The organism is Stenotrophomonas sp. STEN147, from assembly GCF_056757995.1.
In genome coordinates, this window is record NZ_JBRRCG010000031.1 from 1 (window position 1) to 14,875 (window position 14,875).

A 14,875-nucleotide genomic window follows, 5' to 3' on the forward strand; every position below is an offset into this window, starting at 1 on the left:
GGGCCATGCCCGGCGAGCGGCATGGGGCCCGTCCATAGAGCCCGCCGGGCATGGCCCGGCGCTACCACGGCACATTCCCGAGCCATGAACGTCGGCCTGCGACCCCGACTGCCGACGCGCGATGAACCCTCCCCACGGGACGACCTACCCCCCGGTCAGGTACGATGCTCGCCCCCCGTTCGGGACGCTGTACGCAATGACCAAGAACAACGAAAAGGCCGCCCCGCAGGGCGACGTGACCCAGGACCAGGCCGAGGAGGCCGTGCGCACCCTGCTGCGCTGGGCCGGAGAGGACCCGTCCCGCGAAGGCCTTCTGGACACCCCCCGCCGCGTCGCCGAAGCCTACGGCGACTGGTTCAGCGGTTACCGCGATGACCCGCGCGCCTACATGGAGCGGACCTTCGAGGAAGTCGCCGGTTACGACGAACTGATCGTCCTGCGTGACATCGAGTACGAAAGCCACTGCGAGCACCACATGGCGCCGATCATCGGCCGCGTGCATGTCGGCTACCTGCCGGCCGGCAAGGTGGTGGGCATCAGCAAGCTGGCGCGCGTCGTCGAGGCCTATGCCCGCCGTTTCCAGGTGCAGGAAAAGATGACGGCGCAGATCGCCCAGTGCATCCAGGACGTGCTGCAGCCGATCGGCGTCGGCGTGGTCGTCGAAGGGGCCCACGAGTGCATGACCACCCGCGGCATCCACAAGCGTGGGGTCAGCATGGTCACCTCCAAGATGCTCGGCAGCTTCCGCGACGATGCGCGTACCCGCGCCGAGTTCCTGCGCTTCATCGAAGTGGGCGGCAAGCGCTGAGCCGCTTCTCCCCGCACCGCCGGCCCACGGTGGCCGGCCTTGCCACGGCTGTCCCCGCGACGGCCGTGCGTGGCTGCCCGCAGCCGCCTGTCTTTCCCAATCCTCTCGCTGCATGAAGCATCGCGAACGCATCTCCCGCTACCGTCACCTGCGCGAACAGCCCCAATGGAAGCTGCTTGCCGCCGACCATGCGCCCGAAATCATCGGTCTGCTGCAGAGCCTGCTGATGGATGGCGAACGCACCTTGCCGTCCTCGGTGCTCAACGAGCGCCTGCAGCGCGCGCTGGACCAGCTCAATGGGGACGAACTGGCCCGTGACCTGCCGCGCACGGCGCAGGCCTACATCGCACACTGGCTGTCCCAGGGCTGGCTGGAGCGGCGATTGCCCGAGGGCGCCGACCAGGAGCAGTACGAACTGTCGACCCAGGCCCTGCAGGCGATCCGCTTCGCCGACAGCCTCGAACAGGCGCGCGTGGCTGCCACCGAGAGCCGCCTGGCACTGGTCATCGAACAGCTCTCGCAGCTGGCTGCACAGACCGAATCCGATCCCGACGCACGCCTGTCTGCGTTGCGCGACGAGCGCGACCGCATCGACGCCGAGATCGCGCGGGTCAGCGCCGGTCGTGTGGTTGCCCTGGACGGCAAGCGTGCACTGGAGCGCGCCCGCCAGATCATCGGTCTCGCCGACGAGCTGACCGAAGACTTCCGCCGGGTGCGTGACGGCTTCGAGCAGCTCAACCGCGAGTTCCGCGAGCGCATCATCGACGACGAAGGCGAACGTGGCGATGTGCTGTCGCAGCTGTTCGAGGGTGTGGACGTGATCGGCGAAAGTGATGCCGGCCGCAGCTTCCAGGCATTCTGGCGCCTGCTCAATGATGCCGAGCAGAGTGCGCAGCTCGATGCCGCGCTGGAAGCCGTGCTGGCACGGGGCTTTGCACGCCGCCTGGATCGCAACGAGCGCAACTTCCTGCGCAGCTTCACCAGCACCATGCTTGAACGCGGCGGCCAGGTACACGATGTCCTGCAGAATTTCGCGCGCAGCCTGCGCGGCTTCGTGCAGAGCCGCGGTTATCTTGAACAGCGTCGCCTCAATCAGCTGCTCAAGCAGGCCCAGTCCGAAGCGCTGGCCCTGCGCGACGAGTTCCCGGCCCAGCGCACGATTGGCCGTGACCTGCAGTTGACGACCAGCCGGCTGCGCTCGTGGTCGCAGTGGAAACTGCACGACCCCCGCAGCGCCCAGGTCGATGGCAATGTCGAGTACAACGACGCGGCCAGCATCAGCCTGGAGAGCGTCGGTGATCTGGTGGCCTCGTCCGAAATCGATTTCCGCACCCTGCGCCGCGACCTGCACGACCTGCTCGATGCACAGCCGCGGCTCAGCATCGCCCAGGCGCTGTCGCAGCGCGAAGCGCCGCAGGGCCTGGGCAGCGTCATCGGCTACCTGTCGCTGGGCACGCGCTTCGGCAGCGTGGTCGCTGGCGAGCAGGAGCTCGCCGAATGGCGTGGCGGCGACGGCCAACTGCGCCGCGCACGCATCCCGCTGGTTTGGTTCACCCAGGAGAGACGCCATGAGCTGGCATGAAGACCCCATCGAAGCACCGTCTGCCGACCAGGCCGAGGACGCCTACGAGGCCGAGCCGGCGATGCTCGAGGCGCAGCCACGGCGCGGCAACAGCGTGTATTACCTGGGTGATACCGGCCGCCTGCCGCTGGATGCCCGGCGCGCGCTGTGCCAGCTGCTGATCGGACCCAGCATCGACCAGCTGCGCCACGCCAAGCTGTGGCCGGCATTGGTGCGCAGCGAAGCGGGCATCCGTTCAGCGCTGTCCGACCTGTTCCTGGAACTGGTGCTTGACCGCGAAAGCGGTGTGGCATTCACCCGCCAGGCCGACACCGAAGATGTCGATGCACCGGTACTGCTGCGGACCTCGCCGCTGACCTTCATCGACTCGGTGCTGTTGTTGTTCCTGCGCCAGCAGCTGGCTGAGGCCGACGCGCGCGGCAACCGCGCGGTGGTCGCCGACGCCGAGATGGCCGAAGCACTGGCCATCTACGAGAAGAACCTGTCCACCGACCGCGCCGGCTTCAACCGCCGCGTTGCATCGGCCGTGCAGAAGATGAAGGACAACCACATCCTGACCCGCCTGAGCGGCCAGGACGACCGCCACGAAGTCTCGCCGGCGCTGAAGCTGCTGTTCTCCGCCGAAGACGTGTCCCAGCTTTCGGCGGTGTACCGCCAGCTGCGCGAAACCCCGGCCGCCGAAGCCTGAGAGACCCGAACACCGCATGGCCATTTCCAAGCACACCCCCGCCCTGTTCAATGAAGGCCTGCCGGACCCGCGCCTGCAGCAGTTCCGCATGCGCCGCCTGCAGGTGCACAACTGGGGCACCTTCAACGGCCTGACCGAAGTACCGATCGCCGAGCGTGGCTTCCTGTTCGTCGGCCGTTCCGGCTCGGGCAAGTCGACCCTGCTCGATGCCATGTCCGCGCTGCTGACGCCGCCGGCCATCGTCGACTTCAACGCGGCCGCACGCGAAGCCGAGCGCAGTGGCCGCGACCGCAACCTGGTGTCCTACGTGCGTGGCGCGTGGGCCGACCAGCAGGACAGTGGCACCGGCGAGATTGCCACCCAGTACCTGCGCAAGGGTGCGACCTGGACCGCACTGGTGCTGGAGTACCGCGCCGGCGACGGCCGCGTGGTCAGCCTGGTGCGCCTGTTGTGGATCTCCGGCAACGGCACCTCGGCCGGCGACGTGCGCAAGCACTACATGATCGCCGAGCGTCCGTTCGACATCGCCAAGGATCTGGGCGGCTTCGATCTGGACCTGCGCAAGCTCAAGCAGAAGCTGGCCGACGTCCACCACTTTGACACCTTCTCCGGCTATGCCGAGCGCTTCCGCGACCTGCTCGGCATCGACAACGAGATGGCGCTGCGCCTGCTGCACAAGACGCAATCAGCGAAGAACCTGGGTGATCTCAACGTCTTCCTGCGCGACTTCATGCTCGACACGCCGAAGACGTTCGACGCCGCCGAGCGCCTGGTGAGTGATTTCGCCGAGCTTGACGGGGCCCATCAGGCGGTCGTCACCGCCCGTCGCCAGGTGGAGACGCTGTTGCCGGCGCGCGCCTATTACGCCGATCTGAAGGAAATGCACCGGCAGCGCGGTGACGACGAGGCGCTCAAGCTGGGCGTCGACAGTTTCCGCGAGAGCCGCCGCCAGGCGCTGATCGAAGCGCGCCTGCGCGAGATGGACGTGCGTGACCGTGGCCTGCTCGGGGAAGAGGCGCAGCGCCGCGCAGCGCTGGACAACCACAGCGAACGCCTGGCCGAGCTGGAACTGCAGCGGCGTCAGCAGGGCGGCGAGCGCATTGAAGAGCTGGAGCGCGAGCAGGGCCGTGCCGAAGCCGAGCGCGACCGCCGCAAGGCCAAGCGCGACCAGGCGCAGGAAGCCGCACGGAAACTGCAGGCCGAACTGCCCGACGATGCCCATGGCTTCGCCGAACTGGTCGAGCGTGCGCAGAACGAACTGCAGGATCGCCAGCGCGCTTCGGCCTCGCTGGACGATGCCATCAGCGAGCGCCTCGGTGGCAAGCGTGATGACGAGCGTCGCTTCGCTGAAGTACGCCTCGAACTTGACGCGATGCAGCGCACGCCCTCCAACATTCCGGCGCCGATGCAGAAGCTGCGTGCACGGTTGGCGGAAGAGACCGGCATTTCCGAAGTGGCGTTGCCGTTCGTCGGCGAGCTGATCCAGGTCCGCTCCGAGGAACAGGGCTGGCAGGGTGCGATCGAACGCGTGCTGGGTGGCTTCGCGCTGTCGCTGCTGGTTGACGACAAGCACTACAACGCGGTTGCCGACTGGGTGAACCGCACCCACCTCGGCATGCGCTTCACCTACTACCGCGTGCGCCGCAACGACGAGGCGTTCGCCCGCGAACCGTCGGTGAAGTCGCTGCTGCACAAGCTGGAGCTGCGCGACCACGTGTTCGAGAGCTGGCTGCGGCGTGAGCTGGGCAAGCGATTCGACTACGAATGCGTGGATGCCAGACAGCTGCGCAACGTCGACCGCGGCATCACCCGCGAAGGCCAGGTCAAGCATCCGGGCGACCGCTTCGAGAAGGACGACCGCAGTGCCGTGGGCGACCGCCGTCGCTGGATTCTCGGTTTCAACAATCACGACAAGGTCGGTGCGTTCGAACGTGAGGCGCAGGAACTGGCCAAGCGCATCGCCAGCTGCGAGACCGATATCGCGAGCCTGCGTGGCCAGCGCGATCGTGACAACGAGCGCCGCCTGGCCTGCCACGAGCTCGCGGGTATCCAATGGAACGAGATCGACGTCGCCGCGCCCCAGCAGCGCCTGACCGACATCGAAGCCAGCCTGCGCGACCTGCGCGAAGGCAATGCCGACCTGGCCAGGCTGGCACAGCAGATCGACGCCGTGCGCGCCGACATCGAGCAGGCCCGCCGCACCTATGAGGATGTCCGCGTCGAGCGCGGCCAGCTGGTCCGGGAACGTGACCGCCTCGACCGCGCGCGCCAGCAGAGTCGCGCGCTGGTGCTGCCAACGCTGGCCGAAGCGCAGGAGAGCGGCCTGGCAGAGCGGTTGCAGCAACAGGGCCCGCTCAGCCTGGAAACGCTGGAAGCGCACATGCGCCAGGTCAGCAATGCGCTGAACGAACAGTTGTCGTCCTCGCAGCAGGACCTCAACCGTATCGAAAACCAGCTGGTCGGCTGCTTCCGCCGCTTCATCCAGCAGTGGCCGGAAGAATCCGGCGACTTCACCGCATCGGTGGCGTCGGCCGAGGACTTCCTCGCCCGCCTCGACCGTCTCGAACGCGATGGCCTGCCCCAGCATGAGGAGCGCTTCTTCGATCTGCTGCAGAACCAGAGCAAGAACAACCTGCTGGCCCTGCAGCGCCACAGCGCCGAGGCCCGCAAGTCGATCGGCCAGCGCCTGGACGAAGTCAACGCCAGCCTGGAGCAGGTGCCGTTCAACCGGGGCACCCTGCTGACCATCGAACTGAGCGACCGCCGGCTGCCGGAAGTGCTGGAGTTCCAGCTGCAGCTGCGCGAAGTGCTGTCGCAGCAGCAGACCGAGCAGCGTGAACTGGCGGAGTCACAGTTCACCGTGCTGCGCCAGCTGGTCAACCGCCTGGGTTCGCAGGAAGGTGAGGACAAGCGCTGGCGCGAGCTGGTCCTGGACGTGCGCATGCACGTGGAGTTCATCGGCGTCGAACTCGATGCGGAAACGCGCCAGCAGGTCGAAATCTACCGCAGCGGCGCCGGCAAGTCCGGTGGCCAGCGGCAGAAGCTCGCCACCACCTGCCTGGCCGCAGCGCTGCGTTACCAGCTCGGCGGCGCTGACAGCCAGCTGCCCAGTTACGCGGCGGTCGTGCTCGACGAAGCCTTCGACAAGGCCGACAACGAGTTCACCGCGCTGGCGATGAACATCTTCGACAACTTCGGTTTCCAGATGGTGGTCGCCACGCCGCTGAAGTCGGTGATGACGCTGGAGCCTTTCATCGGTGGTGCCTGCTTCGTCGAGATCAGTGGCCGCCACGATTCGGGCGTGCTGCTGATCGAGTACGACGAAGAAGGAAGGCGCCTGAAGCTGCCCGAGCGCAGCCGCCAGCAGGCCAATGAACCGGAGGAAGCCGAAGCCTGAGCGCCTCGGGCAATCCACCTGTAGAGCCGAGCCATGCTCGGCTGCTCTTCGCGACCTGAAACAACGTGCCAACCAAGGTTGGCACCTACCATTTCATAACGTCCCTCACGCCCCGCCGAACGTATCCCAGCCCATCCGCGCGATCAGCACCACCACCAGGCCCACGAACAGTTTACGGATGAACGGCGTGCCGCCTTTCAGTGCCAGCCGCGTGCCGACCACCGAACCGATGATGTTGGCCGTGGCCATCGGCAGCGCGAACAACCACAGGATGTTGCCGGTCGGCACGAAGAACGAGATCGCCGCCATGTTCGTCGCCAGGTTCACGACCTTCGATGCGGCCGACGCACGCAGGAAGTCCAGGCCGAAGAAGCGCACGAACAGGAAGATCAGGAAGCTGCCGGTGCCTGGCCCGAAGAATCCATCGTAGAAGCCGATCGCAGCGCCGATCACCAGCGCGATGGTCAGTTCGCGCCGGCCGATCTCCTGCGGCCGGTGCAGCGCGCCGAAATCCTTCTTCCACAGGGTGTAGGCCAGCATCGCCACCAGCAGCACCAGCACCAGCGGCCGCACGGCATCCTTGGGCAGCAGGCTCACCGCCGTGGCCCCGGCGAACGAGAACACGAATGCCGTGCCCGCGGCGAACAGTACCGGCTTCCAGGGGAACCGCACGTTGCGTGCATAGCGCCACGCCGCCGCCGCCGTGCCGAACATCGAACTGAACTTGTTGGTACCGAACAGCATCGCCGGCGTCTGCTGGGGCAGCACGGTGAACAGGCCGGGCAGCTGTACCAGTCCCCCTCCACCGACGGCAGCATCGACCAGGCCGGCAATGAAGGCGATCACCACCAGCCACCACAACTCGGGGGGAACCAGTTCCAGCACGGGGATCATTCAATGTGGGGGCGCGACAGCATACGCCTATCGCCGATGGATGCCCGACGTGACTCGAGCGACAATACCCTCATGAGCCGAAACCCTGCCGATTCCTGCCCCTGTGGCCTCGCCACGGACTACGCCGACTGCTGCGGCCGCTTCCATGCCGGCGAGCCCGCACCGGACGCCGAGCGCCTGATGCGCTCGCGCTACAGCGCGTATGTGCGTGGTCTGGCCGACTACCTGCGGGCCACCTGGCATCCGGCCACCCGTCCCGCCGAACTGTCACTGGACGAGGCGCCCGGCCAGCGGACGCACTGGCTTGGCTTGACCGTCCACGAGCACCAGGTGAATGGGCCCGACCATGCCGAAGTGCGATTCACCGCCCGCTATCGGGTGGGCGGCGGCAGTGCGGTGAAAATGAACGAGCGCAGCCGGTTCGAACGCATCGACGGACGCTGGTACTACCTCGACGCGATCTGAACCGGTTACGCGACGGCATCGATGTGAACGGCGCGATGTCACACCATGACGTTGCGCTCACCCGCACCGCTGGATGCTGGCTGCATGGACAGCGCTACCGTCGCCGTCGCTGCTCCGCAGCGTGAACTCGCCCACCGCTATGCGCAGACGCGCGCCCGCAGCGTGCTGCTGGCCGAACCGCTCAGTGCCGAAGATGCCATGCTGCAGAGCATGGCGGACGCCAGCCCGAGCAAATGGCATCTGGCGCACACCACGTGGTTCTTCGACCGCTTCGTGCTGGCCGGTCTATCCGGCGCACCGGCACGTGACCCCGCGTGGGACTACCTGTTCAACAGCTACTACAAGAGCATTGGACCGGCGCATGCCAGGCCGCAGCGTGGCCTGCTCTCGCGCCCGTCGCTGCAGCAGGTACTCGATTACCGGCAGCAGGTCGATGCACACCTGCTGACGCGTCTCCGCGATGGCGATCTTGACGATGAAGCCCTGCAGCATCTCCAGCTGGGCCTGCAGCACGAGCAGCAGCACCAGGAGCTGCTGCTGACCGACATCAAGCACGCGCTCTGGTGCAATCCGCTGCATCCGCCCTACCGCCAGGATCTGCCCGCCGCCGCCAGCGTAGCCAGTCCGCTGGGCTGGATCGAATCTCCCGAGCGCATCGTCACCGTCGGCGCACCGGCGTGGCCACAGCACGCCGCCTTCGCCTACGACAACGAATCGCCACCGCATCGCGTGCTGTTGCCGGCCCACATGCTGGCTGATCGACCGGTCTGCAACGCGGAGTACCGTGACTTCGTCGAAGCCGGCGGTTACCGCGATCCGCGCTGGTGGCTCAGTGAGGGCTGGGCCCTGCGCGAAAGCGAGGACTGGCAGCATCCCCTCTATTGGGATGACGCCCTGCAGCGCGAATACACGCTCGGCGGCTGGCGCGACCTCGACGCGCATGCGCCGGTGTGCCATCTCAGCTACTACGAAGCCGATGCGTATGCCCGCTGGGCCGGTGCGCGCCTGCCCAGCGAATTCGAGTGGGAGGCCGCCGCGACGTCGCAGCCGGTCGCCGGCCATTTCGCCGAGGACGATCATCTGCATCCCGCTGCAGCGCAGGGCGGGGGACTGCGGCAGCTGTTCGGCGACGTCTGGGAATGGACCGGCAGCGCCTATGGCGCATACCCCGGTTTCCGTCCGTTCGCCGGCAACCTGGGTGAGTACAACGGCAAGTTCATGTGCGGGCAGTGGGTCCTGCGCGGCGGCAGCTGTGCCACCCCGCGCGGGCATGTGCGCGCCAGCTACCGCAACTTCTTCATGCCACCTGCGCGCTGGCAGTTCTCCGGCCTGCGCCTGGCGAGGGATCTGCCGTGAGCACCGTACAGGACGCGCTGCAGGCGCTGACCGATCTCACGCCCAGCCGCGAGCAGATCCTCGCCGACACACTGGCCGGGCTGTCGCGCACTGCGCGCCAGCTGCCGTCGAAGTACTTCTATGACGCGCGCGGTTCACGCCTGTTCGAACAGATCACCCACACGCCGGAGTACTACCCCACGCGCACCGAGCTGGCCCTGTTGAATCGCGTTTTGCCGGATATCGCACGCGTGGTGGGCCCGCGCCTGCACGTGGTCGAGCTGGGCAGCGGCAGTGGTCGCAAGACCGCGCTGTTGCTGGCCGCGCTGCAGGATCCCGTGGCCTACACCCCCATCGAGATCTCCCGGGCGGCGCTGCTGTCGAGCATCGATCACCTCGCCCCCGCGCTTCCCGACGTGGAAATGCTGCCGGTCTGCGCTGATTTCACCCGGCCGGTGGACGTGCCCGCACCGGAGCGCGAGCCCGCGCGGCGCCTGCTGTTCTTCCCGGGGTCCACGCTCGGCAACTTCGCCGGCGAGGACGCCCTCGCCCTGCTGCGGGCCATGCGTCAGACCATGGGTGACCACGGCCTGGCCCTGATCGGCATCGACCTGCACAAGGACCCCGCGCTGATCGAAGCCGCCTACAACGACGCCGAAGGCATCACCGCGGCATTCACCCTCAACCTGCTCGTCCGCCTCAACCGTGAGGTGGGCAGCGACTTCGATCTGGACGGCTTCCGCCACCGTGCCCGTTACAGCACCGAACGTCTGCGCATCGAGACCGATCTGGTCAGCCAGCGGGCACAGGACGTCCACCTCGATGGCCGCACCTTCCACTTCGAGGCCGGTGAGGCGATCCGCGTCGAGTACAGCCACAAGTACACCGATGACGGCTTTGGTGCGCTGGTGCGGCAGGCCGGCCTGCAGGTTGCGCAGCGCTGGGACGCTGACAGTCCACCTTACGGCCTGCGGCTGCTGCGTACGCTTTAGAGAGGCCAACGGCCGGCAACTGCTTCAGCATCGCCGGTCGCTCAGCCTCTAGTATGGTGTCAGCACCGGCAACACGGAGGACGCCATGCCCACCCTGACCGCACTCGGCCTGACCGCGGCACTGGCCGCGCCGTTAACGGCGCCCGACCTGACCCCGCCCGATCCCGCTTTCACCCGGTGTCTGGCACAGCTGCAGGCAACGGCAGCTACCCAGGGCATTGCCGCAGACCGCTTCGGTGCGATCACCGCCGACCTGCGTCCTGATCCCAGCGTGCTCGGCTTGCTGGATGCGCAGCCCGAATTCTCCACCCCGATCTGGGACTACCTGGCTGCACTGGTGGACCGCCAGCGCGTCGACGATGGACGGGCCATGCTGCAGCAGCACCGCGACCTGCTTGATCGCATCGCCGCGCAGTATGGTGTCGATCCGGTCACCATCGTCGCCGTCTGGGGCGTGGAGAGCGACTATGGCCGCGTGTTCGGCAAGCGTCCGCTGCTGCAGTCGCTGGCGACGCTGTCCTGCGCCGGCCGGCGGCAGGCGTTCTTCCGTGGCGAACTGCTGGCCCTGCTCACGCTGATCGATCGCGGTGATCTGCAGGCTCAAGGCCTGACCGGGTCCTGGGCCGGCGCGTTCGGCCATACGCAGTTCATGCCCAGCACCTACGCACGCATCGCCGTCGACGGCGATGGCGACGGTCGCCGTGACCTGGTCGGCAGCATTCCCGACGCACTGGCGTCTACCGCCAACTACCTCAAGCGCGCCGGCTGGCGCACGGGAGAACCGTGGGGCATGGAGGTGCGTGTTGCCGACGGCTTCAATACCCGCCTGGCCGGCCGTACCCAACGCCGGTCACTGGCTGACTGGCGTACGCAGGGCGTGACAGCGCTGGACGGCAGCGCGCTGGCTCCGGCGGGTCTGGCTGCCGACGCGCGGGCGGCACTGCTGCTGCCCGCCGGCATCAAGGGGCCGGCCCTGCTGGTGTTCCGCAACTACGATGCGATCTACAGCTACAACGCCGCCGAAAGCTATGCGCTGGCGATCGCGACGCTGGCTGATCGCCTGCGCGGCGGCAGCGGCCTGGCCACCGCCTGGCCGACCGATGATCCCGGGCTGGGCCGTGATGAGCGCCGTCAGCTGCAGACCCTGCTGCTGGCGCGGGGGCATGATATCGGTACCGCTGATGGCATGATCGGCACAGCCAGCCGCCGGGCGATCCAGGCCGAACAGCGCCGCCTGGGATGGAGCACGGCCGATGGACGAGCCGGCCAACGCATCCTGCGCGCGCTGCAGAGCGCGGCGCCGCCTGCGGTGGCCTCCACCCGCTTCACGCTTCCCAGCAACTACAGTGCCGTGCAGTCGCCGGCCATACGGAGTCGATCCAACGTGCAACAGATCCAGGGCGTACGCAGTGGCCAGTTCCAGGGGCTTGATGCCTGGCTGGTGGAAACCCCCCAGGCCACCGCAGCCATCAGTGTGTTCGGCGGCCAGCTGCTCTCCTTCGTACCCAAGGGGCAGGCCGATCTGCTCTGGCTTTCGCCACGCCGTGCCGCATTGCCGACCCCCATCCGCGGCGGCAGCCCGGTGTGCTGGCCGTATTTCGGGCGACAGGGGCAAGGCGACGATGTGCCCGCGCATGGTTTCGTGCGCACCCTGCCGTGGGAGCTGAAGGAGGCCCGCCGGCTGGACGACGGCAGCATCGAACTCGTATTGGCTCCCCCTGCATTGGACAACCTCGCCCTGCGCCTGGCCATGACCGTGCGCATCGGCCGTGAACTACGGCAGCAGCTGGTGACCGACAATCCCGGCACCGTGCCGGTGACAATCACCCAGGCGCTGCACAACTACTTCCGCGTGGGCGATGCCAGCAAGGTCGAAGTCGATGGCGTGGACGGGCTGGAGTATCTGGACAAGTTCGAGAACTATGCACAGGCGCGGCGCCAGCAGGGCCCGTGGTCCCTGCGCGATCCGCGCGACCCGGGCCGCAGTGACCGCATCTATACCGGGGCAGGTGGCCACTACGTCCTGCGCGATCCGGTGCTGAAGCGTCGCATCACGATCCGTACCGAAGGCAGCCGCTCGCTGGTGGCCTGGAATCCCGGCGCGGAAGCGGCAGCGAAGATGGCCGACGTGGGAGACGGCTGGCGCGATTACGTCTGCCTGGAAGCGGCCAATGCCGGGCCCGACGTGATCACCATCGCACCGGCCGGTCGCCACGTGCTGGTACAGACCTTGTCCAGCTCGCCACTGTGAGTCGACATCCCGCCACGGATGGCAATCCCTACGCTGCGCCGGTTGCCGGCGATGCGCCGTCGAGCCTGGACGCCGCAATGGCGGTCTATGACCGTCATCCACGGCTCGCCCGCGTGGTGGCCGACAACTTCGCTGTCTATGCCGAGTTGTGGCGGCTGCGTCGGGATCCGCCGGGCTGGCCGCGTCCCTGGAACTGGGCCGCGTTCCTGTTCGACTTCAAGTGGCTGCTGTACCGGCGTATGTACGGCATGGCGGTGGCCTACGTCGTGATCAGCATGGTGGGGGGTGCCGCCATCGTGCTGGCCGGAATGGACGACGCGGCGATATGGGGGCTGACGTTGGCCTTGAAGATCGCAGTGTCACTGGCGGCCAATGCGCTGTATCTGCGCCGCTGCAGGGCAGTGATCGCCCGCGCCGAAGCCGCCGGCGCGGGTGACGGCGCGCGCGTCGAGGCCTATATCGACCGGCGCAGCGGCGTCAGCCGGCTGGCCCTGGGCCTGGGCATCGCGTTCAGCGTCGCACTGCAGGCGTTGGGCCTCTTCGGCGACGCCTAGCTGCGGGGCTCACGTGGCCGCAGGACCAGCAGGCACAGCGCGCCAGCGACCAGGCCCCAGAAGGCGGAACCGATACCGGCCAGCGACATCCCCGACGCAGTGACCAGAAAGGTGACCAGTGCCGCCTCGCGGTCGCGCTCCACCGCCAGTGCGCTGGCGAGGCTGTTGCCGATGGTGCCGAACAGTGCGATGCCAGCCACGCAGGCCACCAGCTCCCGCGGGAACGCGGCGAACAGTGCGGCCACGGTGGCGCCGAACAGGCCGATGACGATGTAGAACACACCTGCCGCCATCGCCGCAGTGTAGCGCCGGGCAGGATCCTCATGGGCATCGCGGCCCATGCAGATGGCTGCGGTGATCGCGGCCAGGTTCAGCGCATAGGCACCGAAGGGGGCCAGTACCGTGTTGACCACGCCGATCCAGCCGATCAGCGGCGATACCGGGGCGTCGTAGCCGGAGGCGCGCATCACGGCGACGCCGGGAATGTTCTGCGAGGCCATGGTCACCACGAACAGGGGCAGGGCGATGCCTGCCACGGCAGTCCACGACAGGGAAGGTGTCACCCACTGCGGGACCGCCAGCTGCAACTGCAGCTGCTGCGCGTGCAGCAGACCGCGGCTGGCCGCGACCGCGATGCCAACCAGCAGGGTCGCGATCACGGCGTACCGCGGGAACAGGCGCCGGCCAGCCAGCCAGGTCGCGAACATCGCCAGGGCAAGTACCCTCTGGCTGTCCATTGCGACGAACACATCCAGGCCGAAGCGCAACAGCACACCGGCCAGCATGCCCGCCGCCAGCGCCATCGGCACACGTTGCATGAGCCTGGCGAAGATGCCGGAGAAGCCGGCCAGCATTGCCAATGCCGCAGCAAGCAGGAACGCGCCTGTCGCCTCGGAGAGCGAAGCGCCGCCGGCGCCCACCACCAGCATCGCGGCACCGGGCGTCGACCACGCGGTGACCACCGGTACCCGATAGCGAAGTGACAGCCCGATGCAGGTCACGCCCATGCCCAGTCCCAGCGCCCACATCCAGGATGCGATATGGGCCTGATCGGCACCGACCACCTGCGCGGCCTGGAACACGATCACCGCCGAACTGGCGAAACCCACCAGTACGGTGATGAAGCCGGCAACGATCGCCGGCATCGATAGATCCCGCCACCATCCGTGGCGCACCTGCGTACTCATTGCCTGCTCTCCGGTGTGAATCCCGTATTTTATCGCGCCTGGGGCGTTGCCCGCGAACCGCGGGGCCGACGCCGCAGTGAACATTGAGTGCGCGCATCGGCCGGCACAAGCGCCAGCGCTGTCATTGTCCTGAAAGAAAGTGGTTGACGAATCCGGCAGGATCTCTAGAATTCGCTCCCTCGCTGCAGCGCGATGCTTCCCCGGAAGCAGCACGAAGAAGCGACGCCACGCCAGCGGACGAGATGATCGAACGAAGGTGTTGACGGACTCGAAAAGTCCGTCATAATAGGCGGCTCGCAACGACGAAAGCCTCTCGGGGCCAACGACGAAGCAGCTCCGGCAACAACGTCCACTCCGGTGAGGCGACCTTGAAAAAGGTGTTGACGAAGCGGAAAAGCCGGCTATAATGGGCGGCTCGCTACGAAGGAAACTTCGCAGCACACGGGAACGGCGCTGAGGCCACTTCCCCTGATCTTTGAAAGTATGCGCAGGTATCTTGTGAAGGCGCCTGCAGGAAGGATGACTGTCCATCTTGCAGACGTTTGATCAAGCAACTATTAATTGTTTTAAAGCAAGCGATACGTTGCCAGAATCATTCATCTGCAGCTTTAAATTTTTGCCTTCGGGCAATGCAGTTTTAAGTGAAGAGTTTGATCCTGGCTCAGAGTGAACGCTGGCGGTAGGCCTAACACATGCAAGTCGAACGGCAGCACAGAGGAGCT

11 protein-coding genes and 1 rRNA gene are annotated in these 14,875 nt (G+C 67.0%); 10 read left to right on the forward strand and 2 right to left on the reverse strand.

Annotation, left to right across the window (positions count from 1 at the left end):
• Positions 1 to 196: 196 nt before the first annotated feature.
• From folE to ACVOKU_RS18290, 4 genes are all read left to right on the forward strand, one after another.
• A complete protein-coding gene (folE, locus tag ACVOKU_RS18275) occupies positions 197 to 808 on the forward strand; it encodes a GTP cyclohydrolase I FolE (RefSeq protein ID WP_481560570.1) in 612 nt (203 codons plus the stop codon).
• Positions 809 to 920: 112 nt separating this feature from the next.
• On the forward strand, positions 921 to 2,390 hold the full coding sequence (locus ACVOKU_RS18280) for a DUF3375 domain-containing protein (protein WP_053520046.1): 1,470 nt from the start codon (positions 921 to 923) through the stop codon (positions 2,388 to 2,390).
• A complete protein-coding gene (locus ACVOKU_RS18285) occupies positions 2,377 to 3,078 on the forward strand; it encodes a DUF4194 domain-containing protein (protein ID WP_053520047.1) in 702 nt (233 codons plus the stop codon). The genes ACVOKU_RS18280 and ACVOKU_RS18285 overlap by 14 nt, the downstream gene beginning before the upstream one ends.
• Positions 3,079 to 3,094: 16 nt before the next feature.
• The gene (locus ACVOKU_RS18290; protein WP_481560571.1) at positions 3,095 to 6,475 is read left to right on the forward strand and encodes an ATP-binding protein; all 3,381 of its coding nucleotides are present in this window, start codon (positions 3,095 to 3,097) and stop codon (positions 6,473 to 6,475) included.
• Between the two features lie 105 nt (positions 6,476 to 6,580).
• Here the strand turns inward: ACVOKU_RS18290 and ACVOKU_RS18295 are convergent, their stop codons facing one another.
• Entirely contained in the window at positions 6,581 to 7,360 is a 780-nt protein-coding gene (locus tag ACVOKU_RS18295; RefSeq protein ID WP_074902642.1) for a TSUP family transporter, read from the reverse strand.
• Between the two features lie 81 nt (positions 7,361 to 7,441).
• Here ACVOKU_RS18295 and ACVOKU_RS18300 point away from each other — a divergent pair, with 81 nt between their 5' ends.
• The 5 genes from ACVOKU_RS18300 (at position 7,442) to ACVOKU_RS18320 (ending at position 12,966) form a co-directional block, all read left to right on the forward strand.
• A complete protein-coding gene (locus ACVOKU_RS18300; protein ID WP_180876259.1) occupies positions 7,442 to 7,834 on the forward strand; it encodes a YchJ family metal-binding protein in 393 nt (130 codons plus the stop codon).
• A gap of 84 nt (positions 7,835 to 7,918) precedes the next feature.
• Positions 7,919 to 9,190: an ergothioneine biosynthesis protein EgtB gene (gene egtB / locus ACVOKU_RS18305; protein ID WP_481560572.1), complete on the forward strand. Its 1,272-nt coding sequence runs from the start codon at positions 7,919 to 7,921 to the stop codon at positions 9,188 to 9,190.
• Entirely contained in the window at positions 9,187 to 10,161 is a 975-nt protein-coding gene (gene egtD / locus ACVOKU_RS18310; protein WP_481560573.1) for an L-histidine N(alpha)-methyltransferase, read from the forward strand. Before egtB ends, egtD begins: the two co-directional genes overlap by 4 nt.
• An 85-nt stretch (positions 10,162 to 10,246) precedes the next feature.
• Entirely contained in the window at positions 10,247 to 12,412 is a 2,166-nt protein-coding gene (locus ACVOKU_RS18315) for a lytic murein transglycosylase (RefSeq protein ID WP_481560574.1), read from the forward strand.
• A complete protein-coding gene (locus tag ACVOKU_RS18320; RefSeq protein ID WP_481560575.1) occupies positions 12,409 to 12,966 on the forward strand; it encodes a DUF2628 domain-containing protein in 558 nt (185 codons plus the stop codon). Before ACVOKU_RS18315 ends, ACVOKU_RS18320 begins: the two co-directional genes overlap by 4 nt.
• Here ACVOKU_RS18320 and ACVOKU_RS18325 read toward each other — a convergent pair.
• Complete coding sequence (locus tag ACVOKU_RS18325) at positions 12,963 to 14,153, reverse strand: benzoate/H(+) symporter BenE family transporter (RefSeq protein ID WP_481560576.1); 1,191 nt, start codon at positions 14,151 to 14,153, stop codon at positions 12,963 to 12,965. The two genes, ACVOKU_RS18320 and ACVOKU_RS18325, sit on opposite strands and share 4 nt — an antisense overlap.
• A 638-nt stretch (positions 14,154 to 14,791) precedes the next feature.
• Between ACVOKU_RS18325 and ACVOKU_RS18330 the strand changes: the two genes are divergently transcribed.
• A 16S ribosomal RNA gene (locus ACVOKU_RS18330) occupies positions 14,792 to 14,875 on the forward strand; the annotation flags it as partial.

Bases quoted from the DNA above. Each gene is read 5' to 3' on its own strand.
- ACVOKU_RS18325 (WP_481560576.1), bottom strand. From the start codon at position 14,153: ATGAGTACGCAGGTGCGCCACGGATGGTGGCGGGATCTATCGATGCCG.
- ACVOKU_RS18315 (WP_481560574.1), top strand. From the start codon at position 10,247: ATGCCCACCCTGACCGCACTCGGCCTGACCGCGGCACTGGCCGCGCCG.
- ACVOKU_RS18300 (WP_180876259.1), top strand. From the start codon at position 7,442: ATGAGCCGAAACCCTGCCGATTCCTGCCCCTGTGGCCTCGCCACGGAC.
- ACVOKU_RS18290 (WP_481560571.1), top strand. From the start codon at position 3,095: ATGGCCATTTCCAAGCACACCCCCGCCCTGTTCAATGAAGGCCTGCCG.
- egtB (WP_481560572.1), top strand. From the start codon at position 7,919: ATGGACAGCGCTACCGTCGCCGTCGCTGCTCCGCAGCGTGAACTCGCC.
- ACVOKU_RS18280 (WP_053520046.1), top strand. From the start codon at position 921: ATGAAGCATCGCGAACGCATCTCCCGCTACCGTCACCTGCGCGAACAG.
- ACVOKU_RS18285 (WP_053520047.1), top strand. From the start codon at position 2,377: ATGAGCTGGCATGAAGACCCCATCGAAGCACCGTCTGCCGACCAGGCC.
- folE (WP_481560570.1), top strand. From the start codon at position 197: ATGACCAAGAACAACGAAAAGGCCGCCCCGCAGGGCGACGTGACCCAG.